Origin of the sequence: Pontibacter sp. FD36 (assembly GCF_015686655.1) — a bacterium.
Classification (GTDB): domain Bacteria; phylum Bacteroidota; class Bacteroidia; order Cytophagales; family Hymenobacteraceae; genus Pontibacter.
In genome coordinates this window covers 321834-347124 of record NZ_JADPMP010000005.1, presented here as the reverse complement: position 1 = coordinate 347124, position 25291 = coordinate 321834, and the positions used below count along the sequence as shown (strand labels likewise).

The window sequence follows — 25291 nt, the reverse complement described above, 5'->3', positions numbered from 1 at the left end:
ACTTCTTCCAACTTAAAACCCATAACGCGTCGCACGGTCAGTGCAACCACGGCTTCATTGTGGGCACTTCGTACCCAACGAAGCCTTAGTTGTTATATGCTGTTATTTTTTCCGTTTCAACCTTTTGGCTGCACGTTTGGCTTCTTTGCGTTTACGTTGCCATTGCCAAATTTTATGTTGAATTATCCCTAAGCTAATTATATTAAAACCAGTTGTTGGCATTTTGAGTTCTTCAGGGATATTCCACTCAACATTTTGTTTACTCCAATCTACATTTTGTACTTTCTCCGTTGGGTCATACTTCAAATTTGACCTTCTAAATTCCTTGTTATTAAATTTTTCAACAATTCTTTTTAGAAGCAAAAATATATCCTTTTCAGATTCAGCAATTTCCTTTTCAGATTTATCAAAATAAGAGTCAGGTTCTGCTGACCAAAATATTAAAGATGCAGTTCCTTTGTCACATTTATGACTTTCTATTATCCACTTTAGAATTTCACCATTATTATCCCAGTTGTAGTTTTGAGCAAGATAATATTGTTCAGTTGAGTTGAGCTTTTCAAAAAGTTTATAATCGGGCAAGAAATCTTCATCTTCATTATTGAAAGAAAATTCAATAAAGTTTTCGTGTATAAGTCTTTCTTTGTTAGGCAAGATTATCATTAAATTCTTATTTGTAATTGCATACAGCGTTCTGGTATAACGGATGGCAAGGCGTAGCCGAAGCATACCTGCTATACTTTGTTGTGGTTTGGCATTTTTATTTCAACTAGTTTGTCAGCTTTTGGCAGGAAGCGCTTTCCGTTAAAGGTTGGCACATTCATTTCTATTGCAGCTCCCCCACGTGTTTTGATTTCTTCCTGTACAATCTGGTGCAGTCGCTCTGCTCCCAAGGGGTCCATACCTGTAACATCATAGATAATACAGCTACTATGTTCAAGTGCCATCAATGTAGCCAATATCCGCCTTGGATTTCCTGCCAAACCCCTAATTCTCCAGTCAGCACTTACCTGCGCCTTTTCCATGATAGATTCTACCGTTTGATTGGAGTCTTTGAATTCTTTTTGAACTAAATGACGCACCAAGTCCCTTCCCAACAATCTATCAATTAGTGTCACCTTAAATGAAGTATGCTCAACAAAGACGAAGGACTTTAAAAGCTCCACATTGGGATTTTGCTTTTTTCCAGTCAGGTAGTCTTTCAGGATTAGCTCGAACTCCAAAGACTCTACCAACAGTGACATAAGCTCTCCCTGATTCAGTTCAAATTCTGGAAGATGTCTGCCTTCTATTAGAGCTTCTTTTGTCCTTAATACTACCATCTTTTCTTAATCCTGCTATGCCACAACGGTTTTACTATGGTGCGTTTATGCACTATAGGTTTGGTTAGCTCTATTAGCTTTTAAGTAAATGAGATATAATACCAGTTACCTTTAACCTTGGACAAACCTGTTATTTGGTACCCATTCAGTCTGTAGTTCTCCTGTTTGTAGAGTTCTTCTAAACCTGAAGGAGTAATATAGGCTAATCCGTACCCATTGTCGATGAAGCGACTAAAAATAAAGAGTGTAATAAATTTATCTTTTTCTATTTCTCTTACTCCAGTGTTTTCACTCAAAGATATCAAAGAGCTTTGAAAGGTGTCCGAGTTGAGGGGGCTGATTTGCCTGTCTGTCCCCCTTCTGTATGCAACTGAATCCTGAAACAGGCCCAAAGAAAGATTGGTTGTATCATTATGAAGTGTTGCCACAATTCCTGAGAAGAACTTGTCCTTCTCTTCTAGATAATTCCTAGTTGCAGTCTTCCACAATTCTAAGTGGCTTAAAGCAATTGTTAGAGCTATATATCCTAGCACAATCACGCCCTTATATTTTAATCTGTAGGTTAAATTTAGAATAAGTATGGTGGATGCAATGAAAACAACAGTTCTTTGAAGTCCATTTGTAAAAGAGCTTGGAAAGTCCTGTGAAGCCAGCAATAACTTGTAAGCCAACAACATCAATGTTATCAGAACAATACTAATATTCCTTATACTTGGCTTAATCTTCATTATTACCTATTGGAGCTAACTTGTAGCTAAACGGAATTAACATCCGGTTTTTTGTCGTTTTTGACAGATAACCGGAACCGGATTACCGAATATACTATATATGAAGCTTTATATACAATTTTGGCTTCAGTATTTCCACACAAAACTCCTTCTCCATAATTCCCCCATTTTTCCGAACTTTGCTTAACTTTCTACTTTTCTAACTTTTTAACTTTCTACCTCTCCCTTGTCTACCACGCACAAAGAGTACTTGCTGCAATCGGAGCCGAACAAGTTCAGCCTGGATAATCTGCGGGCGGGCGAAATGATCGTGAACATGGGGCCGCAGCACCCGAGCACGCACGGTGTCCTGCGCCTCGAGGTGGTTACAGACGGGGAGATCATTACCAATGTAGCGCCACACATCGGCTACCTGCATCGCTGCTTCGAGAAGCACGCCGAGAGCATGGCCTACAACCAGACCATCCCCTACGTGGACCGCATGGATTACCTGGCCGCTATGAACTCCGAGCATGTGTGGTGCATGGGCGTGGAGAAGTTATTGGGTATAACCGATCAGATTCCGAAGCGGGTAGAGTACATCCGGGTGCTGGTAGCAGAGCTCAACCGATTGGCTTCGCACTTTCTGGCGATTGGTACCTATGCCATTGATATTGGAGCTTTCACACCGTTTTTGTGGCTGCTGCGCGACCGGGAGCACATCCAGCGCCTTCTTGAGTGGACAAGTGGAGCCCGCATGCTCTATAACTACATTTGGGTAGGTGGCCTGTACTATGACCTGCCTATCGGCTTTGAAGAGCGCTGCCGTGAGTTTATCAACTACCTGCAACCCAAGCTCGACGAACTCGATACCATCCTGCTCACTAATAAGATTTTCATTGACCGCACTGCCAACGTAGGCGTGCTGCCGCTGGATGTAGCCATTAACTACGGCTGTTCCGGCCCGATGCTGCGCGGCTCCGGCCTGCGCCACGACCTGCGCCGCGTCGATGGGTATAGCGTATACCCTGAGCTGGAATTTGAAGTGCCAATCGGCGAAGGCATCATGGGCAGCACCGGCGACTGCTGGGACCGCAACTATGTGCGGGCACTCGAATGCCGCGAGTCTGTTAAGATCATCAGCCAATGCCTTGATGTACTGCTCGGCGAGCACAAGCGCACCCCAGACTTTGATCCGCAGGCGGCCTGCCCCAAGAAAATGCGCATGACCGGCACACAGGAACTTTACTTCCGGGGCGAAACGCCTCGTGGCGAGCTGGGTTACTTTTTCCGCACCACCGATCGCAGCGACGTGCCTTTCCGCTGCCATGGCCGTGCTCCAAGCTTTGTGAACCTATCTGTACTGCCCGAAATAAGCCGCGGCTGCATGGTAGCCGACCTGATCGCTATTGTAGGCTCCGTGGATATCGTGCTGGGCGAAGTGGACAGGTAAACTACTTGCTGCTTCGGGCAAAAGTACATGTTACGGCATGCTATGTGGACCCCTCTTAAAACTCATGCTACTCTTAATCGTTAAAAATTAGGGAGGTGTTGATTGATGCACTTCAGAATGCCAGATGAATTTCCTATAGCAAGTATATGAGACTAAACCAGCTATTCACTGTACACTTACTTTGGCTCACAATCCTGCTAGGTCCTACCATGGCAACTGCCCAGGTAAAACCTTCCAAAAAGCCCGGTCCTGACACGCTCCGGGCTATTTCCGTAGACCCACGTTTCTTCGTACCCCCTGGCGACACGGTACTCCCCGGTCAGAAAAAGCCTTTCACAGAATCGCAGCGACTGGAGGGTGACAACAAGCGTTACCTCAAGCGAGCCGTTATACCTGCCGTCGCATTGATAGGTGCCGGTATCTATACCATGGGAGGAGATGGTATCCTGAACAGCGATGATGTCTTTAACTACCGTCACAGAGTATTCCCTAAGTTTGCAACCAACGCTGATGATTTTGCCATGCTGGCCCCTTTGGTAGGTCTCTATGGCTTCAACATTATTTCGTCTCAGAACAGGCACGAACTCGGGCGCCAAACATTGCTGCTCCTTTCTTCAGGAGCATTGGCATCGGCTATTGTGTGGCCCACCAAGAAACTTACTGACAGAGACAGACCTAACGGCAAGCCCTATGCCTTCCCCTCCGGTCACACGGCCTACGCCTTCACGATCGCTACTTTTATGGATAAGGAGTTCCGGCACAAGAGCCCTTGGGTAAGTGTGGTGAGCTATGGTATAGCTGGTGGCACTGGTGTGCTGCGTGTGCTGAACGATGCCCATTGGTTATCTGATGTGCTGGCTGGTGCAGGTGTAGGCATTATATCCGTGAACACGGTTTACTGGGTACAGGCCAAACTCACCAAGGGCGGCGGTCTGAACACAGCCATGTACCCTACTGTGCTGCCAAACGGGCAGATGGGCATGGCCATGTCGGTGACTTTCTAAACATTCATCCTGTACATCAGGTATAGTTTGGCGTCTCTCTGTCTATGGGGAGGCGCCAATTCTTTTTATATTTACTGCATGCCAACACTTCGACTGCTCCTGCTACTGCAACTTCTGCTCTGTACCGCCACCTCTCTGGCGCAGGTATACAATGTGCAGGGCACAGTGCGCGATGCCAACACCCGGGAGCGGCTACCTTTTGTAAGCATCGTGGTAAACGAAGGTGAAACAGGCACTACCTCTAACCTGGACGGCCAGTACCAGCTCCGGCACAACCGCCCCATCACCAGCCTGCGCTTCAGCTATGTGGGCTATACCCCGCAAGTGGTGCCGGTTGATTCGATGTCGCAGCTTGACATCGCCTTGCGGCCTTCGGCGGCCCAGTTGCAGGAAGTCGTTATCCGGTCAGGTATAAACCCGGCGCACCGCATTATCCAACTGGCCAACCAAAACCGTGACCGCCACCGCCTCGAAAACATTCCGGCTTATACCTACCGCACTTACAACAAGTTTATCCTGACTGCCAACGCACCGGATGATCTCGACCTGAGCGATACGCTGCGCCTGGCAGAGCAGGACTCTTCTTTTTTGCGCATGCGCAACCTACTGACCAGACAGCACCTCTTCCTGATGGAGAGCATCACCGATTATGCGCAGCTAGGCAAAAATCTTTCAAAAGAGACCATCCTGGCAACACGGGTGTCCGGGCTGCAGCAACCTAGCTTTGGCGTAGTGGCTGCTGAGGCGCGGGAGTTCTCGGTGTATGATGATATGCCGGTGTTCTTCGGGAAGCGCTACCTGAGTCCCCTGAGCAATGGCAGCATCAGGCGCTATGACTTTGTGCTACAGGAAACGGCAGTAGTCGGAGCTGACACGGTCTTCATCATCTCCTATGCACCCCAACCCGGCAAAAATTTCAATGGCCTGAAAGGATTGCTCTACATCAACAGCGATGGTTGGGCCGTGCAGAACGTGCTGGCTGAGTCGCACGCTGATGACAAAAGAGGCCTAAAGCTGCAACAGCAATTTGTGAAAGTCGATAACCGGCAGTGGTTTCCTGCTGAGTTGGATGTGGAGATAACTGTGCAGCAGATCTACATGCGAGGGCACCAGCCGTACGGACACATTCGTACCTACATCACAAACGTAAACCTGGACCCGCCCCTGCGCCGTAGCGATTTTGGCGTGATCGCCCTGCAGCAGCGCTCCGATGCCTGGCGACAGCCGGAGCAACTCTGGCAGCAGTACCGCCCCGACTCTCTTTCAGCAAAAGAGCAAACTACTTACCAGCGCCTCGACAGTGTGGGACAGGCCCAAAAGCTGGACCGCACCATCCGCACGATGGAGTACCTCATGGCCAAACAACTGCCCATCGGCCCCATCAGTCTGGACCTGAACCGCCTGCTTAAAGTAAGTCGGTTTGAAGGACTGCGACTAGGTATAGGCGCCCATACTAACAACCTGCTTTCGGAGCGCTTTACGGTTGGTGGCTACTGGGGCTACGGCCTGCGCGACAAGGAACATAAATACGGGACTGATGCCGCTGTCAAGCTGCACAAACCTTCTGAACTCACGCTTTCGGTCGCTTATACCGAGGACGTAGAGGAGCCAGGAGGGCGTCGCCTGCCATTTCAGGAGCGTGCACTGCTCCGCGACCTGCGCCCGGCATTGCTGCCTCACCTGGACTACACCACCCAGCGAAGTGCCGGCCTGAGTGGGCGCATGCTGCGCTATGTGCAGTGGCAGGCAGGTATACGACAGGAGCAACGCCGCCCTACACTGCCGCTTTACACGCCCGAGTCAGGTATAGCAATGCCGGAATTCAACCTGGCTGAAACGACAGCAGGTATACGCTTTGCCTATGGTGAGCAGTATATGCAGCTATTTAACCGCACGATGCCCATGCCGAGCCGCTACCCTGTGCTCTGGTTGCAGTACACGCAAGGCATAGACGCTTTGGAGAGTGACGGCTATACCTACAACAAAATCGACTTGCGTGCTGAAGGAGCTTTCCGGCAGCGCAGCTTAGGAGAGACCAGCTTTGTGTTGGCAAGCGGCTTAATACAGGGCGATGCGCCTTTTGTGAGTCTGTACAATGGCTACGGCAGCTACAGCTCCAACTACAACGTGTATGCAGGTGAAGGATTTGAGACGATGCGCCCATACGAGTTTTTTTCTGATCGCTACGTGGCCCTGTTCCTGCGCCAAGACCTGGGTAAGCGCCTGCTCAACACCAAGCTCTTCAAGCCTGACCTGGTACTCGTGCAGAACATGGGCATCGGCGATCTACGTCAGTCTATACCTGATTTAGAACCGCTCGAGTACAGCAACATGCGCAAAGGCTTTTTCGAATCCGGCCTGATGCTCAACAACATCATCAGTTCTGCCTTCTCTGGTGTTGGAGTAGGCGCATTTTACCGCTACGGCCCCTACGCGCTGCCACAAGCTAAAGACAACCTCAAAATCAAACTGACGGCAACACTGGCTTTTTAGGTATGGGCTTAATTAGAGCAAGATAGATCATGGTCTTAACATGGTGGCTTACGCTTCTATACCTTGTAGTAGCGAACTGATAAATGTGAGCTTACAAAATGCGTATAACTATCTTCAGGTTCAGAAGTATAAAAATAACGTATGAAAATCCTATCCGCCCAACAAACCCGTGAAGCTGACGCCCAGACCATCAGCGAGGAAGGTATTGCTTCAGAAGAATTGATGGAACGGGCGGCGCGTGCCTTTACGGGCTGGTTAGAAAACAAATTTACACCGGAACGCCCTGTGTACATTTTTTGCGGCCCCGGAAACAATGGCGGCGATGGACTGGTGGCAGCCCGGCTCCTGCACCAGCGCCTCTACGATGTAAAGCTCTACCTGGTAAACGACGGCGGCCAGACGTCCACGGATTTTCAGATCAACCTGGAGCGACTGCCCCACGAAGTGCCTCCACACCAGATCAGCAGCAAAGATGACCTGCCTGCTATACTTGACAAAGCCTGTGTGATCGATGCCTTATTCGGCACCGGTCTTTCCAGACCTGTCACCGGACTCTATGCCGATGCGATCAATTGGCTAAATGAGTACAGCAACTGCACCGTCTCCATTGATATACCTTCGGGTTTGTACACCGATAAGCAAACGCCAGTAGAAGGAGCGATTGTGCAGGCGGATCATACGGTAAGCTTCGAGTTGCCGAAGCTCGCTTTTTTTCTGCCACAGCATGAGCAGTACGTAGGAGAATGGCACATCGTCAGTATTGGCCTGAGTCCGATATACCTGGCGAAGGCGGAGTCGAACTTCCATTATGTGACCCAAAAAGAGATTCAGCAGCTGCTAAAGCCTCGCACCAAATTCTCACACAAAGGTACCCACGGACATGCCCTGCTGCTTTGCGGAGGCTATGGCAAAATAGGAGCGGCTGTGCTAGCGGCCAGGGCCTGCCTGCGTAGCGGCGTTGGACTACTCACTGTGCAGACTCCTGCCATTGGCTATGATGTGCTGCAAACGGCTGTGCCGGAGGCCATGCTTTTACCTGACAACAACCGCAGGCGTTTATCCGGGCTGCCGGAGTCTATAGAAAAATTTGATGCTATCGGTATAGGCCCGGGAATAGGAACTGAGCGCGTCACCAAAACCATGCTGGGCCAATTGCTGGCTACCTCTGAGCTGCCCCTGGTCATCGACGCTGACGCCATCAACCTGATCGCCAGCAGCGACAAACTCAAGGTGCAGCTTCCAAAAGAGAAGGTTATCTTCACGCCGCACCCCAAAGAGTTTGAACGGCTAGTCTGCAAAAGCAACAATGAATATGAAAGGCTGGAGGAATTGCGTGAATTCTGCAGGGTATACCAATGCTACATGGTGCTCAAAGGAAGTCATTCGGCCATCGCTACACCGGATGGGGACATTTACTTCAACACTTCAGGCAATGCAGGTATGGCCACAGGCGGAACCGGCGATGTGTTGACCGGCATTCTGACAGCCCTGGTAGCGCAGGGCTATACCCTAAAAGAGGCTTGTCTACTGGGCGTATACCTGCACGGGCTGGCCGGTGATCTGGCCAAAGGAACGGTAGGAGAGATCGCTATGATCGCGTCGGATGTGATACAACATTTGCCTCAGGCTTACCAGCACCTGAGCCGTTCTTAGCTCACGGCCAGGTATACGAAAGCAAAATGCACCAGCATAGCACCATCGGCTAATAAGGCATAGTAGATTCTGGGTTTTTCTTCGGAAGCATTCCATACGATCAGTCCGGCTACCAGGGCAGCACTCATTAAGCTGATCAAGATTGCTCCTTGCTCCGTCAACAGTACCAGCAGCAGGTATAGCAATAGAAGCCCGAGGGACAAATACCGTGTATAGTGCTCGCCTAGCAAACCGGGAAAGGTGAGGGTGCGGGTGCGGCGGTCGTAGGTATAGTCGCGGATGTCGAACAGCAGGGCCAGTGCCAATATAAAGAGGAAACGCCGCACCCAGATCAGTATTACTTGACTGTCTAACTGCACTGCTGCATCAATTAAAGGAAAAAGCACTGTTACGGCAGACCAGACCAGCGCAATCAAAAACACCTTCAACAGCGGCACACTCCGGAAAGGTTTGATGCGGCCTCTTCCCAAAGGCACGGTATAACCTACTGAGATAAGCGCCAGTGCCAGCACAAACCACAGGTTAATCCGGAGTTCGTACAGGAAGAACAGGACTACCGCCCCTGCCAAACTAAGCAATGCCAGCACGGTCAATTCCCGCTGATGCCGTATGCTCCAGGATTGCCCCGCTATACTTGTACCCCACCCGCGCCAGGTGCGCTGCAGGCTGCTGGTGTTGTAGGTAAAGAGTGTTGCCAGAAACACAAAGCCCGCCATTGGGAGCGATACTTCATTGCCCGTCAGCAGATAGGTCTCTACTGTCAACCCGAAAGCGCAGAGCGAAATGAACACACTGCTGTAGAGAAAGGCTTCTATACCTGCTCTAAGCCAACTTGCCAGTGGCTGTTGGCGCCTTATCCCGCTGTGTTCTTTTTCTGGCATTCTTCTCTGCAAGTTCGCAATTCAGGTACGGCTTTCAAATGCTGAACGGCTGTAAATAAAAAAGCCTGACACAGGTTTTACCCCACATCAGGCTTTACAGGAAAAGTAAAAGTTTAGATTGTGCTCTTTGGTGCAGCTTCACCGAAGGTAGCGTCATACAGTCTGATGCTCTCTTTGATGATCTCGTAAGCTGGCTCACGACCCAGGAACTGCTCTACAATCACTTCTTTGTGCTCCAGCTTCTTATAGTCTTCGAAGAAACGGCGCATCTCCAGCAGGGTGTGCGGAGGAAGTTCTGAGATATCGTTGATGTGACGTACAGACATGTCGTTGTTAGCCACTGCGATGATCTTGTCGTCTTCTTCGTTGTTATCGATCATACGCATCACACCGATCACCTTCGCATCGATCAGGCACATGGGTACTACGTCAAGCGAACAGATCACCAGGATATCCAACGGGTCTTTATCGTCGCAGTAAGTTTTAGGTATAAAGCCATAGTTGGCTGGGTAGTTCACCGAAGAGAAAAGTACGCGGTCCAATTTCAGCATGCCACTCTCTTTGTCCAGCTCGTACTTTGCTTTCGAACCTTTCGGGATTTCAATAATAGCAGTAACGACTGCCGGGGCCTCTTCACCATAGCTCACACTATGCCATGGGTTATTTTTTTCTAAATTCTCCATCATATATTCTTTCTTAAAAGCTGTCGTCTACTTCGTCCCGACAGGTATTGTTACTTCATTAATTCTTGCAAGGGGCGCCCCACACTTCCATTCGGTTCCTGTATGTACAGCCACGACGCAATAGTAGGGGCAATATCTGCTACCGCTGTTTCAACGGAGCTTTCGCCCGGCTTTACTTTCCAACCGTACCATACCAGCGGCACGTGGGTGTCATAGTTACCGTAAGAGCCATGTGTCGTGCCTTTCTGAGGTCCGCTGCCATAGCCTTCGAACCAACCTGGCTGGAGTACCACGATCACGTCGCCGGAGCGCTGTGCATTGTAGCCGCTCTCCAGGCGCGACATCATACCGCCAGCCCAACCGGATCGCTGTATAGCTTCGCCCGTTATGGCTCTCGCCACACCATCAAAACGCATCACATAGTTGGCGGCCGCTTCCTGTACTTCTATTCTCGTTAGCTTCTTGCCTTCTATTGTCTTACGGTCCAGGTATACCTGCTGGTTGGTGTAGCGTTCCACCCAGCGGCCTTTGCCAAACCGTTTGTTCAAATGCTGCTCCAGTGAGTCGCGCATGATGCCGGAGGTAGCTATACCTGCCGGGATGTTAAGCGACTTCATGTAAGCCGGCACATGGGCTGCGCCATGGTCTGCTGTTAGGAAAATCAGAACATTATCTTTCCCGATTTCTTTTTCAAGCAGGTTGATCAGCTCTTCGATCTCACGGTCAAGGCGCAGGTATATATCCTGAGCCTCTATTGAATTCGGCCCAAATGAGTGTCCGACATAGTCTGGTGTGGAGTAGCTCAGCGCCAGAAAATCGGTGAAATTGCCTTTTCCTAAATTCTCGCCACGTAAGGCTGCTTTGGCAAACTCGGTTGTCAATGTATTGCCTGCAGGTATAGAACGGATCAGCTCGTAATCCTTCCCACGAATGGCCGGGATGTTATGCGGGAATACAGGTCTTTCTTCACCTGGCAATGCACGCTCCCAGTCCATATCATCTGCTGTGCTCTCGGTATACTGCTCAATTGGCAGCAGCGTATTCCATACCTCACTTAGGAGCTTATCCGGATGCTTTTGATTATTAAACTCCTGTACCCAGCTTGGTAAGGTGTTCGCATAAAATGTACTCGTGATCCAGTTGCCGGAAGGAGAGTCAAACCAGTAAGCTCCATTTGCGGTATGGCCAGCCGGCAGAATAGATCCTCTGTCTTTCAGCGCTACACCAATAACTTTTGACTGCATATTGTTTGATAGTCGCAGTTCGTCGGTGATGGTGGTAGTCAACAGATTTCGAGGTGACATCAGACCAGCATCTGAAGTACTCCCTACGGTTTTGACGCTGGTATCCTCCACGCAGTACATGGATTTACCTGTTGTTCTATCATACCAGGAGTTACCAACAATACCATTAAGGGCAGGTACACTACCGGTATACACCGAAGCATGGCCTGGTCCCGTGTAAGTGGGCACGTAGCTGTATTGGTTGTTCTTGAAGTTAAAGCCTTGTCTTACCAGTCTTTTAAAACCGCCTTCGCTGTACTTATCCCAGTAGCGATACAGAAAATCGTAACGCATCTGATCCACCACAATACCAACGATCAGTTTTGGACGGCCTTCAACGCCTATCACAGGCTGCTTTCCCTGCTCTCTTGCTACACTTGGGCTATTAGTGGTCGTGCAAGCCTGCACAGTAATTAAAAGTACTGCTGCTACTATTGTCTGTATGCCGGATCTAAAACCGCTTAACTTCATGTGTATGTTGTTGAGTTTCTCAAATATAGGGAACACTTTCCAACTAATCGGCTAGCATACATTCCTGTATTCGATGTTTTAACAAAAATATAACACACTGTATTATATCCCCAAAAAAAGAACGCCCACCTGGTGTGATGGGCGTTGCTTCAATATTTGGTATTTGCTTTTATTTTGCTGCAAGCGCCTCTGCACCACCCACGATCTCGAGAATCTCCTTCGTGATGGCCGCCTGACGCGTCCTGTTATAGGTCAGCTTCAGCTCTTTCAGCAGTTCGCCTGCGTTTTCCGTCGCTTTGTCCATGGCAGTCATACGGGCACCGTGCTCGGAGGCGTTAGACTCCAGAACCGCTTTGTATACCTGAATCTTGAGTGACTTAGGGATAAGCTCCTCAATGATCTGCTCTTTAGATGGCTCAAAGGTATAGTCAGATACCATGCTGCTGGCGGTTTCCTCTACAGGCTTGTCTTCAATAGGCAGGAACTGCTCGTTGCGCACGATTTGTGTCGCTACGTTTTTGAATTCATTGTAGATGATGTCCACCTGATCAAACTCACGGGCAACAAAACCATCCATGGCACGTTCCGCAGCAAGGCGTACAGTGTCAAAGGACAGGTTAGCGAAAGTGCCTGTGAAGTCACCAATCACTTTGTAACCACGCTTGCTCAGTGCTTCAGCACCTTTACGGCCAATCGTCAGGAAAGTAAGGTTACCTGACTCCAGCTGGCTACGGTATTTGCCTTGGGCCAGTGTATTGGCTGCCTTGATAATGTTCGAGTTAAAAGCGCCAGCCAAACCACGGTCAGATGTTACCACGATTACAAGTACTCTGTTCGCTTCACGCTTTTCAGAGTAGATGTTCGATACAGAACCTTCTGTCAGCTGAGAAAGATTGGTCAGGATACCGCTCAAACGCTGCGCATAAGGGCGCATACGCAGGATGTTGTCCTGAGCACGTCTCAACTTGGCAGCCGCCACCATTTTCATGGCTTTGGTGATCTGCTGTGTTGACTGTACCGATGTGATGCGGCTTCTAACCTCTTTTAAACTTGCCATATTATGTATGTTATGAGCATAAAGTTAGAGACCGCTTTCATCAGCAGTCTCTAACTCATAACCAACTATTACTTTTTGTAACGGGCAGAAAGCTCTCTGGCTACCTGCTTGATAACACCTGTTGTCTCGTCGTCCAGCTTTCCAGCCAGCAGCGCGTTCAGAGTGTCCTGGTGCTGAGCACGCATTGTGCGCAGGAAGTCTTTCTCGAAAGTTCTAACTTCATTCACAGGCACGTTGTCCAACAGACCGTTTGTAGCGCAGTAGATAATAGCTACCTGCTCAGAAACTGATACTGGAGAGAACTGTGGCTGCTTCAGGATCTCGAGGTTACGACGACCACGCTCAATTGTCAGCTTAGTCGCAGCATCCAGGTCAGAACCGAATTTTGCAAACGCTTCCAGTTCACGGAACTGCGCCTGGTCCAGCTTCAGGGTACCAGATACTTTCTTCATCGCCTTGATCTGAGCGTTACCACCCACACGCGATACAGAGATACCTACGTTGATCGCAGGACGGATACCTGAGTTGAAGAGGTTAGTCTCCAGGAAGATCTGACCGTCAGTGATCGAAATTACGTTCGTCGGGATATAAGCAGAAACGTCACCAGCCTGCGTCTCGATGATTGGAAGAGCGGTCAATGAACCACCACCTTTCACGAGGTGCTTGATAGACTCTGGCAAGTCGTTCATGTTACGAGCGATCTCGTCAGATGCGTTTACCTTAGCGGCACGCTCCAGAAGGCGAGAGTGCAGATAGAATACGTCACCAGGATAAGCTTCACGCCCTGGAGGACGACGCAGCAGAAGAGACACTTCACGGTAAGCAACGGCCTGCTTAGAAAGGTCGTCATAAACAACCAGTGCAGGACGGCCGGTATCACGGAAGAACTCACCGATAGCGGCACCAGTAAATGGCGCAAAGAACTGCATTGGAGCTGGATCAGAAGCAGAAGCCGAAACAACTACTGTGTAATCCATCGCACCACCTTCAGTCAAAGACTTCACTACCTGTGCTACAGTAGAAGCTTTCTGACCTACGGCCACATATATACAGAATACAGGCTGTCCTTTTTCGAAGAACTCGCGCTGGTTCAGGATTGTGTCAATCGCTACGGCAGACTTACCTGTCTGACGGTCACCGATGATCAGCTCACGCTGGCCACGGCCGATTGGAATCATGGAGTCGATCGCCTTGATACCAGTCTGCATTGGCTCGTTTACCGGCTGACGGAATACCACACCTGGTGCTTTACGCTCCAGTGGCATTTCGTACAGGTCACCAGCAATCGGACCTCTACCGTCGATTGGCTGACCCAGTGTGTTTACCACACGGCCAATGATGCCATCACCTACTTTTACAGAGGCGATACGGTTCGTTCTTCTTACAGTGGCGCCCTCTTTGATTTCGCTGTAGTCGCCAAGCATTACGGCACCTACGTTGTCTTCTTCCAGGTTCAGAACAAGCGCCTGAAGTCCGTTCTCAAACTCTAATAGCTCACCAGACTGTGCTTTGGAAAGGCCATAGATACGAGCGACACCGTCACCCACTTGCAGTACTGTACCTACTTCTTCCAATTCTGCCTCAGAACGGAAGCCAGATAGCTGCTCTCTTAGTATGGCTGATACTTCGTCAGGTCTTACTTCTGCCATGATTATAATTTATTGATATAGGGGTTGTCTTTAAATTTATTTCTCAGCTTGTTCAGGTTATACTTCACAGAGCTGTCAATCTGCTGATCGCCAACACGCAGTACGAAACCACCGATGAGTGACGGATCAATTTTTTCTTCTAATTCTACGCGTTGGCCTGTCTGGGCTACCAGACGCTGACCTAGTTCGTTGCGAAGCTCTTCTGACAATGGTACCGCTGTCGTTACGCTGGCAGTGGTGATACCTTTGTACAGGTTGTACTGGCTAACAAACTCCGGCGCAATAAACTCCAGCACCGACTCACGGCCTTTGCGGGCTACAATGCTGAAGAAAGCTAGGGTCAGGTCATTTACCTTGCCTTTGAACAGTGCGTTGATCACTGCCAGCTTCTTGTCTGATTTCACAACCGGGTTGCGCATCAGGAGTCTCAAGTCTCTGCTTTGGTCAAGCACTTTGGCGAACATGTCCATGTCCCCCTTCACTTGCTCCAGAACACCTTTCTCCTGTGCCAGTTCAATCAGTGACTTTGCGTATCTCGAAGCAACTCTTATTTCTGACATATTGCTTTATTATGGCCTTTACACGTAAACGGTGGCAGGCTATGTGATACGATTAGTTAAGCGTTACTTCGTTGATATAATCTTTAGCCAGCTCTTGCTGTGCCTGTGGATTGCTTAGTTCCTTGCGCAGGATACGCTCAGCGATGTCCACTGAAAGAGCAGCAGCCATGTTCTTCACTTCTGTGATAGCAGCGCGCTTCTCATTCTCGATAGACTCACGTGCTTGGGCGATCATGCGAGAGCCTTCTTCGTTAGCCTTCTGTCTTGCAGTTTCTACTAGGGCGTTACCAGCATCAGAAGCTTCTTTCAGGATCTTGTCACGCTCCATACGGGCTTCTGCCAACAGCTTCTCGTTCTCTGCTTTCAGACCCTGCATCTCCAGCTTTGCTTTTTCAGCAGCGCTCAGTGCATTTTCAATAGAAGTCTCACGCTCGTGCAGGGCGTTCATGATCGGCTTCCAGGCGAACTTGGAAAGCAGGAACAGCACGATGATGAACGTCACCGTCTGCCAGAAAATTAAACCTATACCTGGGGTTACTAATTCCATTGTGTATGAATTTGAATAATTAGGTTCTAATCAGTTCACCGGCTCTTCACCGGCATTGCTTTTAACTATTTAACTATTTTGGATCTCTCCGTCCGGACCATGCGTCCGGACGAGAGACCAATTACAAAGGATATTAGCCTTTGAAAGAGATTAGCAAGCAAACTACCACACCGAACAGTGCAACACCTTCGATAAGGGCAGCCGCGATAATCATAGCAGTCTGGATCTTACCACCAGCTTCTGGCTGACGCGCGATAGACTCCATGGCTGAACCACCGATTCTACCGATACCCAAACCAGCGCCAAGGGCAACCAGACCAGCACCGATACCGGCACCCATGATAGCCAAACCGAAATCGGTTGTAGCTGCTACTGCTTGAAGCAAAATTGCTAACATAATTATAGTTATATATAGTTAAAAAATAAAAAACAGATTAATGATGCTCGTCACCGTGATGCTCTTCTACCGCGCCACCGAAATACATCGCTGAAAGCAGGGTGAAGATATAAGCCTGAAGCAGGGCCACGAACAGCTCAAGGAAGTTCATGAAGGTAGCAAACGCCACGCTCAAAGGACCTACTGCAATGCTCTGGAAAATAAAGATCAAGCTAAACAGGGACAGGATGATAATGTGACCTGCTGTGATGTTGGCAAAAAGACGAACCATCAGGGAGAATGGCTTGGTAATGATACCAATCAATTCAACCGGGATCATGATCGGAGCTAGCCACACCGGAACACCTGGCGTAGCGAAGATGTGCTTCCAGTAGTTTTTGTTGCCGCTAAATACGGTGATCAAAAGTGTCAGTGTAGCCAGTACCAATGTAACAGCGATGTTACCAGTCAGGTTAGCGCCACCTGGCATCAAACCAAGCAGGTTGTTGAACCAGATAAAGAAGAACACTGTCAGCAGGTATGGCATGTAGCGCTCATACTTCGGACCGATGTTCGCCTTGGCAATCTCGTCACGGATAAAGATAATGATCGGCTCAAAGAAAGACTGAATGCCTCTTGGCGCTTTGCCGTTGTTTTTCTTGTAGCTTCCGGCGATTGTGAAGAACACTGCAAAAAGCAGAGCCACACTAAGGAAAAGAGAAGCAACGTTTTTAGTAATAGAGATGTCAATCAGAGAAGACTGGTCAGCGGCTGGCTGTCCGTTGGCATCAGCACGATAGATGTGACCGTGGCTCACCATGTAGCCTTCATAAGGCACCAGCTCGTGATTCTCGTCATAGAAGTTACTTGATGAAAACACCTTTGGAGTACCGTTATCGATCAGGATAACAGGCAGGTATAGCGTTACGCCATCGGCAAAATGCCAGTTGTAATCATCCGCGATGTGATGGGTGATCATATCGCCTGGCTTGAACTCGCCGCCTTCAACCGGAGCCTCTGCAGAAGCAGTGATCGTCAGGAAGGAAAACAGTAAAATAAATAACTTCTTCATTAAGAGAGATTTAGAAGCAAATTTAAAATCCGCAAATGCTATTCTTAGTTTTGCTTTTTCAATTGCGGTGCGAAGTTAGTTATTAAGCTGTAGATTTCAAACCCGGTAAATAGAAAATATAAGGCAAAGAAGTTGAAAACGAACTGTAGCTCATTTTCAGAGTACATGAACACATAAATAAAAATGACGGCAATGCTGAGGATCATCCGGAAACCCATAGAGCCAAAGTAGTACAACTGAAAGTTATCGGGGTCGTAGCCAACTCCCAGTCGTGACACATAAAAGGCCAGCGCCGTGACTACCACCATAAAGCCTAAAGTATACCAGATCAGTGGGTGCAATAGCGCTGTGCCGGTATAAAAGGAGAGTAAGCCAATACCGATGCTCACGACACCTGTAAAAATGAGGAGGTTTTTGAAGAATTTCACTGCTTTACTTTTTACTTAATGAGATAATTACCAATACCATAGAGGCTACTACGGCCACTACCAGCAGCACAATCGTCATCCAGGGGTTCTCGTTGCCCATATAGTCGTCCAGCTTGGAACCTGCCCAGGCGGCCAGCACCATCGCCCCGATCATCTGAAAGGCCAGCCCTGAGTACTTCAGGTACGACTTAAACGATTCTTCACCCTTTGGCTTTTGATCATCTGCCTGTGACATGCGCTGCTTTGTTTTTCAAGGATTTGCAAAAATACGCTTTTTTCATGGGCTTCTCTGCAAATCAGTTTTATTTCGCCAGCTTTTTAAGGTGCCTCAAATGCCTTCTGAGGGCTGAAACCATTTCTTATTTTCTATAGTTCAATACCGGGCTTCAGGCTTTATCCACAGCCCCTTACATAATTGGCATATTATTGTATTTTTGTAGATGGCTTGAGGCTTGCGCCTTATCCTGGCCCGGATACTTTCAGGTATAGCCAGGCCGTTATAATGAAATAGGCGGCCCGGCCGCCTTATATATGCTGCACACGATCGATACTTTGAGCAAAAACCCATCATATATTCTCTTCTTGCTGTCCTGCCTTATACTGGCTGGCTGTTCTGCTGAGCGCAACAATCCGCTTAGCAAGGCTTATCATAACACGACAGCCCGCTACAATGGCTATTTTCTGGCGAAAGAGAAGCTTGAGGCGATCGAAAAGAGCATACAGGACCAGACGGTTTATGACTACAACCGCCCACTGCCTATTTTCCCGCCCATTGACTCTGCGACATTTAAAGCACACGCAGCCGATTTGGAGGATGTAATCAAAAAGGCCTCTTTCCCGATTCAGTACCACCCGAACAGCAAGTGGATCGACGACAGCTACCTGGTCATCGGCAAGGTGCGCTTTTACGAGCTTAATTTCCCGGAAGCCGCCCAGACTTTCCGGTATGTGAACTCCACAGGCAAAGACCGCCATGTGAAACACGAAGCGCTAGTATGGCTGATGCGTTCTTTCCTGAAGCTTGGCGAGACAGACAATGCCTGGCAGGTGTCGGAGTTTTTGCGCAAAGAGCGCCTGAATCGCGACAATGCCCGCGAGCTATACCTGGCCCGCGCCCAATACCACCTGATGCAGGGCGATACCGCCGCCGTGATCGAAAACCTGGACCTGTCGCTGCCGAACTTTACGGATCGGGATGACCAGTCGCGCGTGCGTTTCTCACTGGCCCGGCTATACCAGGATCGTGGCCAAAGCAAGGAAGCCTATCAGCAGTACAGCCGCATCCTGCGTCGCAACCCGCCTTACGACCTGGGTTTTTTTAGCCGTCTATACCTGGGCCAGGTATCGGAGCTTGACGATGCGCAGGACCTGAACCGTATTGCGGGTTATTACCAGAAGATGCTGCGCGACGAGAAAAACACCGAGTACCGCGACAAGATCTACTATGAAATGGCCGTGTTTGAGCGCCGCCAGCAGCACTACGACAAAGCGCTACAGAACATTGAGCAATCTCTGAAAACTCCGGGCTCTATACCTAACCAGAAAGCCTATACCTACCTGCTGGCCGGTGAGATCTATTTTGAGAACCTGAACAAGTACGATCTGGCGCAAGCCTATTACGACAGCGCCGTGCAGGTATACCCGCAGCAGGCAATAGAGTATGAGCAAGTGCTCGAGCGACGCAATGTGCTGGCAGATTTCACGAAGCAGTTTAACACGATACAGCTACAGGACAGCTTGCAGCAGTTAGCCGCTATGAGCGAAGGCGAGCGCCTGGCCTTTGTGCAAAACATAGTGCAGCAGGAAGAGGAAATGCGGCAGCAGGAGCAGGCTCGCCAGTTGGAACAGGATAAGCAACGCAAGGCCCGACGCGCACAGGAGCAGCAGGCAGCCGTAACAGTCGGAGGCCGCAATAATCCGAACGCAGCCTTAGGCGCCGGCAATACAGGCGGTGTATTCTATTTCGACAACCCGGCGGCAATGGCCACTGCCCGATCTGAATTCGTGAGGCGCTGGGGCGACCGTCCGTTGCAGGACAACTGGCGACTCCTGAGCCGTGGCGAAACCGTGGGGGGCCAGGAAGAAGCCGTAGCGATGGAGCAACCTGCTGAAGCTGCAGAAGCTGAAACAGAAGAAAACCGCTCTGCCCGCTTGCAGACGCAGGTGGAAACATACCTGCAAAATATCCCGACCACGACACTGGCCATACAGCAGTCAGAGAAACTGCTGGAGGACGCTATGTTCCGCCTGGCCAACATCTATGCTCAAAAGCTCAATTCTCCGGAACAGGCCACTGCTACATACGAGAAGTTCTTGCAGCGTTTCCCGCAATCCGAATATGCAGCCGAGGCGCACTACAGCCTATACCTGATCTACAGCCGAGCCGGCAACGAACAGAAGGACACCTATTACGCTAAGATCAAGCAGCAGTTCCCAAACACGATCTACGCGAAGCTGGTAGACGACCCGAACTACATGAGCCAGAACGCCCTGGACAATATCAAGGCACATGCGCTCTATGATTCTGCTTATGCACAGTATGAGCGAGCCGAATACCAGCAAGCGACTGCTTTGCTCAAGGAATTGAGCCAGGTATACCCGCTTAATGACATTCCTGACAAAGTAGCCTTCCTACATGTGATGATCACTGCCCGCTCTGAAAGACCCGAATTGCTTCAACAGCAACTGCTGGCCTTTAAGCAGCAGCACCCATCTAGTCCGCTAACCCCGCGTGCAGACGAGTTGCTAAAGCGCTACCAGGACCTGGAGAGCAAGCAACAGCTCCGTCAGGAAGCTCCCGCTCCCCCTACAGCACAGCTAACCGACGAGCGCACACCGGAGCAGCGGGTCAACAATAGCATCGCACTGGCATCTGCACGTGAGCGCAATGCGGCCCTGCAACAGCAGCGTTCTGCCAAGGCGCTTCCTATACCTGATACAACGGCTACCGATCGCTCTGACACGACGGCCACTGCTCAGGTTGGCACGCCTTTGGATGTACCAGCGGTGACTCTGGATACAGCGACGGCACAAGCACCCGAGGCACAGCCTCCTGCCGCTGATCCGCTGGCTTATACCAGTGCTCCCGATTCGGCATACTATTTTGTGATGCTGTACCCGACAGAGCATGCTGCTTTTAAAGATATTGAGGCAAAGTATGAGAAGTATAACAACACCTATTTCCGCAACCAGAAGCTAACGTTGGCTCAGCAGCCATTCGACGGCAACAGAGGGGTGCTGCTGCTGCGCGCTTTCCCTAACATGAAAGAGGCACAGGCTTATAACATCAAACAAAAAGCACCTCAATCCCCGATTGGCAGAATTAGAGGCGTAGAATTCATTACCTTTGCAATATCATCCGACAACTGGCAGAAGTTGCTTCAGAAGAAGGATGTAGAAGAATATCTGAATTACTTCAGAACGAATAATTAACATGGCAACAACCACCCGCCCAAAACCAAAAACGGTATTCCCTAAGGTCATTTCCACACTGTGGCTTCTCTTCCTGAGTGGCCTGGCTGTGTTCATCCTGTATATTTATGCGGTCAGCGTCAATTTCCTGAACCTGTTCGGTGACCTGCCCAACATGCGTACGCTCGAAAACCCGAAGAGCGCCCTTTCCTCTGTGCTTTATTCTGCCGATAACAAAGAGCTGGGCAAGTACTTCCGTGAAAACCGCACCCCGATCGAGTATGCTGACCTGCCCGAAAACTTTGTGCATGCCTTGATGGCAACAGAGGACATCCGGTTTGAGGAACATTCAGGTATAGACCCTGAGGCCATGGCCCGTGTTGCCGGAGGTATACTAATAGGCAGCTCCAAGGGAGGGGGTAGTACCCTGACGCAGCAGCTCGCCAAAAACCTGTTCCGTACCCGTGGCGAAGAGCTAAACAATGGTTACCTGAATGACAAGCCAGGCTTCCGTATGCTTATTCACAAAACAAAAGAGTGGATCATGTCGGTGAAGCTGGAGCAGTCTTATACCAAGCAGGAAATCATGATCATGTACCTGAACATTTTCGAGTTCGGGAGTAATGCCTTTGGTTTGCAGTCTGCCGCCAAGACCTTCTTTGGTAAAGATGCGAAGGACCTGGAAGTGCAGGAGTCAGCGGTGCTGGTTGGCTTATTTAAGAACCCGAACCACTATAGTCCGAAGTTTAATCCGGAAAATTCGAAGCATCGCCGCAACGTGGTGCTGTCACAGATGGTGAAGTACGGCTACATGACACAGGCCGAGTACGACAGCCTGAAAGAAACTGATATCAAGCTTAAATACCGTGTCGAGAACCAAAACATCGGTCTTGCACCCTATTTCCGTACCGAAGCCAGTAAGTTTTTGCTGAAGTGGTGCCGCGAGAATGGCTACGACCTCTATGCCGACGGACTGAAGATCTACACCACTATTGACTCCCGCATGCAGACTTATGCGGAGCAGGCAGTAGAGGAGCATATGAAAGATCGCCAAAAAGAGTTCTTTGCACACTGGAAAGGCCGCAACCCCTGGATTGACCGCCAGGGCAAGGAAATCCCGAACTACCTGGAGAATGCCATTAAGCGTACCGACCGCTACCGCAATCTGAACAGACGCTTCGATGGCAACCAGGATTCTATTAACTACTACCTGAATAAGAAAATCCCGATGACCATCTTTACTTATGATGGAGAAAAGGAAGTTCAGATGAGTCCGCTTGACTCGCTCAAGCATTACAAGCATTATCTGCAAACTGGTTTCATGGCTATGGAACCACAAACAGGTCATATCAAGGCCTGGGTAGGCGGCATCAATTACAAGCACTTCAAATATGACCACGTGAAGCAGGGTGCTCGCCAGCCTGGTTCTACGTTCAAACCGTTCCTGTACACTGCCGCTATCGAGAATGGCTATTATCCTTGCTACGAGGTGCTCGATACGCAGGTATGTATACCGCTGGGTGACGGTACAATGTGGTGCCCTAATAATGCCGACAACAAGTTCTCTGGTGAGAAGTTCACGCTGCGCAAAGCGATGGCGCAGTCTGTTAACTCTATCTCTGCCTTCCTTGTAAACAAACTTGGAGCCGAAACACTGGTTAAGACCGCTAAGCGTATGGGCATCTCAACACCACTGGAAGCTAATCCTTCGTTGGCGCTTGGTGTGAATGATGTGACACTTTATGACATGGTTGGTGCGTATGGCACCTTCGTGAACAGTGGAACCTGGGTAGAGCCAAACTTCATCACTCGCATTGAAGATAAGCATGGCAATGTGCTGCACGAATTTGTGCCGAAGACGGTAGACGCCCTGAGTGAAGAAACTGCTTACATGATGGTGCACATGCTCAAGGCTGCAGCAGAGCCGGGCGGTACTGCTTACTATGGCCTGCGTCACCGCAACGGACTTAAGAATGAGATTGGCGGTAAAACGGGTACAACCCAAAACTACTCTGATGCCTGGTTCATGGGTATAACGCCTGACCTGGTAGCAGGTGCCTGGGTTGGTGGTGACGACCGTTCTATTCACTTCCGTACCATTGCACTGGGTCAGGGCAATAAACTGGCCATGCCGATCTACGGAAACTTCCTCCAGAAGGTATACGCCGACAAGACTTTAGAAGCTACAAGAGATCCTTTCCCTAAACCTTCTACGCCTTTATCGGTAGAATTAGATTGTTCTAAGTATAACAACGGCATGTCAGTAGACTCCGTTCAGCAGGATCAGTTCTATCAAACACCTGCCCCGATCGACTTAGATGCTTTCTAATGAAATTTGAGCATGGCTGCAAACGAGAAGTTGCGGGAGAAGATTTCCCATTTACCACATAAACCGGGCATTTATAAGTTCTTTGATGATGAAGGCATCATCTATGTAGGCAAAGCGATTGATATCAGGAAGCGTGTCAGCTCCTATTTCAATCGCTCTGCCCAGCATAACAAAAAGACGCTAAAGCTGATCTCCAAGATCAAGGACATAGAGTTCACGATTGTGGATACAGAAGCTGATGCTTTTCTGCTCGAGAACAACCTGATCAAGCAGTACCAGCCCAAGTACAACATCTTGCTGAAAGACGGGAAGACGTATCCGTACATCTGCATTGTAAATGAGCGGTTCCCCAGAGTAATCAGCACCCGCAACAAGATCAATGACGGTTCCCGTTATTTTGGTCCTTATCCGAGCGGCACTACTATGCACATCGTGCTCGACCTGATCCGTACCTTATACCCCCTGCGTACCTGCACCTACAACCTGTCTCCCGAAAATATTGCTGCTGGCAAGTTCAAGGTATGCCTGGAGTATCATATCGGTAACTGTAAGGGCCCGTGCGAAGATCTTATAGATGAAACTACTTATAACCAGTACATTGCTCAGATCAAGAATATACTTTCAGGCAACCTCTCGATAGCAAAGAATTTTTTTAAGGAGCGGATGGCGATTGCAGCGGCTGACTATCAGTATGAGCAGGCACATCGTTACAAGCAAAAGCTTGATCTGCTGGAAGACTATCAGGCTAAGTCCACTGTTGTAAGCAACACACTTTCCAACATCGATGTCTTTTCGATTACATCAAACGAGAAGTGTGCTTTTGTGAATTACCTGAAAGTAATGAATGGCTCAATTATACAGACACAGTCACTGGAGCTACACAAAAAACTGGATGAGTCAGATGAAGAGCTGCTGGCTTCTGTGATTGTACAACTGCGCCATGAGTTTGAAAGCACTTCCCGTGAGATCATCACGAATATTGAGCTTTCCTTGCCGCTCGATAACATCACCATCACGCAGCCACAGATAGGTGATAAGCGCAAGCTCCTGAACCTTTCGATGAAGAATGCCATGTACCTTCGCAAAGAGCGTGAAGGACGTCAGGAGCAGAATAAGAGCCTAGGAGAGCAGCGTGAACTCCGTGTACTGGAAACATTGAAAAAAGACCTCCGGTTAACTGAGCTTCCCCGACAAATCGAGTGTTTCGACAACTCCAACTTTCAGGGTGACAACCCGGTTGCGTCGATGGTCTGCTTTAAAAATGGCAAGCCAAGCAAAAAAGACTATCGCCACTTCCATATCAAATCTGTTGTTGGCCCGAATGACTTTGAGTCGATGTATGAAGTGGTGACACGTCGTTATCGCCGTCTAATTGAAGAGAAGCAGCCTCTGCCGCAGCTAATTATCATCGATGGTGGCAAAGGCCAGCTGAGTTTTGCTGTGCAGGCTTTGAAAGACTTAAATCTGTGGGGTCAGATTGCGATTGTAGGTATAGCCAAGCGCCTAGAGGAGATTTTCTACCCGGGTGATAAGCTTCCACTTTACATCGATAAAAAGTCTGAGTCATTGAAGCTTATTCAACGATTACGCAACGAGGCACACCGATTTGCGATTACTTTTCACCGTTCCCGCCGAGATGCTGGCACCTTGAAGACCGAATTGACGGATGTGAAAGGTATAGGTCCGAGTACCGCTGATGCACTACTTCAGAAATTCAGGTCAGTAAAGAAACTAAAGGAACTTACACTTACAGAATTAACTGCTGAGGTAGGTCAGCGTAAGGCGCAGATACTTTACGATTACTTTCATAATGCTGAAGGTACTTCTTCTTAATCAGGTTTTTCGACCTTATTATCACTACTCTATTAATCTCTCAGTTATACTGTACTGTATTCTTTAGATAGAAACTGCG

General features: G+C 49.1%; 21 protein-coding genes. 7 read left to right on the top strand and 14 right to left on the bottom strand.

What is annotated here, in order from left to right:
* Positions 1 to 102: 102 nt before the first annotated feature.
* From I0P70_RS09365 to I0P70_RS09355, 3 genes are all read right to left on the bottom strand, one after another.
* Positions 103 to 729, bottom strand: coding sequence for a DUF4274 domain-containing protein (locus I0P70_RS09365; protein ID WP_196116997.1), 627 nt, complete (start codon positions 727 to 729; stop codon positions 103 to 105).
* Between the two features lie 5 nt (positions 730 to 734).
* On the bottom strand, positions 735 to 1322 hold the full coding sequence (locus I0P70_RS09360; protein WP_196116995.1) for a hypothetical protein: 588 nt from the start codon (positions 1320 to 1322) through the stop codon (positions 735 to 737).
* Between the two features lie 80 nt (positions 1323 to 1402).
* Positions 1403 to 2050, bottom strand: coding sequence for a hypothetical protein (locus I0P70_RS09355; RefSeq protein ID WP_196116992.1), 648 nt, complete (start codon positions 2048 to 2050; stop codon positions 1403 to 1405).
* 226 nt (positions 2051 to 2276) lie between these two features.
* On the opposite strand from I0P70_RS09355, the gene I0P70_RS09350 reads away from it, so the two are divergent.
* The 4 genes from I0P70_RS09350 (at position 2277) to I0P70_RS09335 (ending at position 8632) form a co-directional block, all read left to right on the top strand.
* A complete protein-coding gene (locus tag I0P70_RS09350) occupies positions 2277 to 3482 on the top strand; it encodes an NADH-quinone oxidoreductase subunit D (RefSeq protein WP_196116990.1) in 1206 nt (401 codons plus the stop codon).
* A gap of 146 nt (positions 3483 to 3628) precedes the next feature.
* The gene (locus I0P70_RS09345; protein WP_196116988.1) at positions 3629 to 4486 is read left to right on the top strand and encodes a phosphatase PAP2 family protein; all 858 of its coding nucleotides are present in this window, start codon (positions 3629 to 3631) and stop codon (positions 4484 to 4486) included.
* Between the two features lie 78 nt (positions 4487 to 4564).
* Positions 4565 to 6979 (top strand): DUF5686 and carboxypeptidase-like regulatory domain-containing protein, encoded by a 2415-nt coding sequence (locus I0P70_RS09340; protein ID WP_196116986.1) that lies wholly within the window; start codon positions 4565 to 4567, stop codon positions 6977 to 6979.
* 141 nt (positions 6980 to 7120) lie between these two features.
* Positions 7121 to 8632: an NAD(P)H-hydrate dehydratase gene (locus I0P70_RS09335; protein WP_196116984.1), complete on the top strand. Its 1512-nt coding sequence runs from the start codon at positions 7121 to 7123 to the stop codon at positions 8630 to 8632.
* Here the strand turns inward: I0P70_RS09335 and I0P70_RS09330 are convergent.
* The 11 genes from I0P70_RS09330 to I0P70_RS09280 form a co-directional block, all read right to left on the bottom strand.
* A complete protein-coding gene (locus I0P70_RS09330; RefSeq protein ID WP_196116982.1) occupies positions 8629 to 9513 on the bottom strand; it encodes a UbiA family prenyltransferase in 885 nt (294 codons plus the stop codon). The genes I0P70_RS09335 and I0P70_RS09330 overlap by 4 nt on opposite strands.
* A gap of 113 nt (positions 9514 to 9626) precedes the next feature.
* Positions 9627 to 10199, bottom strand: a complete 573-nt coding sequence (locus I0P70_RS09325) for an inorganic diphosphatase (RefSeq protein ID WP_007653328.1) — start codon at positions 10197 to 10199, stop codon at positions 9627 to 9629.
* Between the two features lie 47 nt (positions 10200 to 10246).
* The gene (gene pafA / locus I0P70_RS09320) at positions 10247 to 11950 is read right to left on the bottom strand and encodes an alkaline phosphatase PafA (RefSeq protein WP_196116980.1); all 1704 of its coding nucleotides are present in this window, start codon (positions 11948 to 11950) and stop codon (positions 10247 to 10249) included.
* A 169-nt stretch (positions 11951 to 12119) separates the two neighbouring features.
* A complete protein-coding gene (gene atpG, locus I0P70_RS09315; protein ID WP_007653332.1) occupies positions 12120 to 13007 on the bottom strand; it encodes an ATP synthase F1 subunit gamma in 888 nt (295 codons plus the stop codon).
* Positions 13008 to 13075: 68 nt separating this feature from the next.
* Entirely contained in the window at positions 13076 to 14656 is a 1581-nt protein-coding gene (atpA, locus tag I0P70_RS09310) for a F0F1 ATP synthase subunit alpha (protein WP_196116978.1), read from the bottom strand.
* Between the two features lie 2 nt (positions 14657 to 14658).
* Positions 14659 to 15216, bottom strand: a complete 558-nt coding sequence (gene atpH, locus I0P70_RS09305; RefSeq protein ID WP_196116976.1) for an ATP synthase F1 subunit delta — start codon at positions 15214 to 15216, stop codon at positions 14659 to 14661.
* A 52-nt stretch (positions 15217 to 15268) separates the two neighbouring features.
* Positions 15269 to 15763 (bottom strand): F0F1 ATP synthase subunit B, encoded by a 495-nt coding sequence (locus I0P70_RS09300; protein WP_007653343.1) that lies wholly within the window; start codon positions 15761 to 15763, stop codon positions 15269 to 15271.
* Between the two features lie 133 nt (positions 15764 to 15896).
* Complete coding sequence (atpE, locus tag I0P70_RS09295; RefSeq protein ID WP_007653345.1) at positions 15897 to 16160, bottom strand: ATP synthase F0 subunit C; 264 nt, start codon at positions 16158 to 16160, stop codon at positions 15897 to 15899.
* 37 nt (positions 16161 to 16197) lie between these two features.
* The gene (gene atpB / locus I0P70_RS09290) at positions 16198 to 17211 is read right to left on the bottom strand and encodes a F0F1 ATP synthase subunit A (protein ID WP_196116974.1); all 1014 of its coding nucleotides are present in this window, start codon (positions 17209 to 17211) and stop codon (positions 16198 to 16200) included.
* A 44-nt stretch (positions 17212 to 17255) separates the two neighbouring features.
* On the bottom strand, positions 17256 to 17639 hold the full coding sequence (locus tag I0P70_RS09285; RefSeq protein WP_196116972.1) for a hypothetical protein: 384 nt from the start codon (positions 17637 to 17639) through the stop codon (positions 17256 to 17258).
* Between the two features lie 4 nt (positions 17640 to 17643).
* Positions 17644 to 17874, bottom strand: a complete 231-nt coding sequence (locus I0P70_RS09280) for an AtpZ/AtpI family protein (RefSeq protein WP_007653348.1) — start codon at positions 17872 to 17874, stop codon at positions 17644 to 17646.
* 296 nt (positions 17875 to 18170) lie between these two features.
* Here I0P70_RS09280 and I0P70_RS09275 point away from each other — a divergent pair, with 296 nt between their 5' ends.
* From I0P70_RS09275 to uvrC, 3 genes are read left to right on the top strand one after another with little or no spacing between them, the layout of a single operon-like run.
* The gene (locus I0P70_RS09275; protein ID WP_196116970.1) at positions 18171 to 21071 is read left to right on the top strand and encodes a tetratricopeptide repeat protein; all 2901 of its coding nucleotides are present in this window, start codon (positions 18171 to 18173) and stop codon (positions 21069 to 21071) included.
* 1 nt (position 21072) lies between these two features.
* The gene (locus I0P70_RS09270) at positions 21073 to 23379 is read left to right on the top strand and encodes a penicillin-binding protein 1A (protein ID WP_196116968.1); all 2307 of its coding nucleotides are present in this window, start codon (positions 21073 to 21075) and stop codon (positions 23377 to 23379) included.
* 12 nt (positions 23380 to 23391) lie between these two features.
* Positions 23392 to 25212, top strand: a complete 1821-nt coding sequence (uvrC, locus tag I0P70_RS09265; RefSeq protein ID WP_196116957.1) for an excinuclease ABC subunit UvrC — start codon at positions 23392 to 23394, stop codon at positions 25210 to 25212.
* The last annotated feature ends 79 nt before the right edge of the window (positions 25213 to 25291 follow it).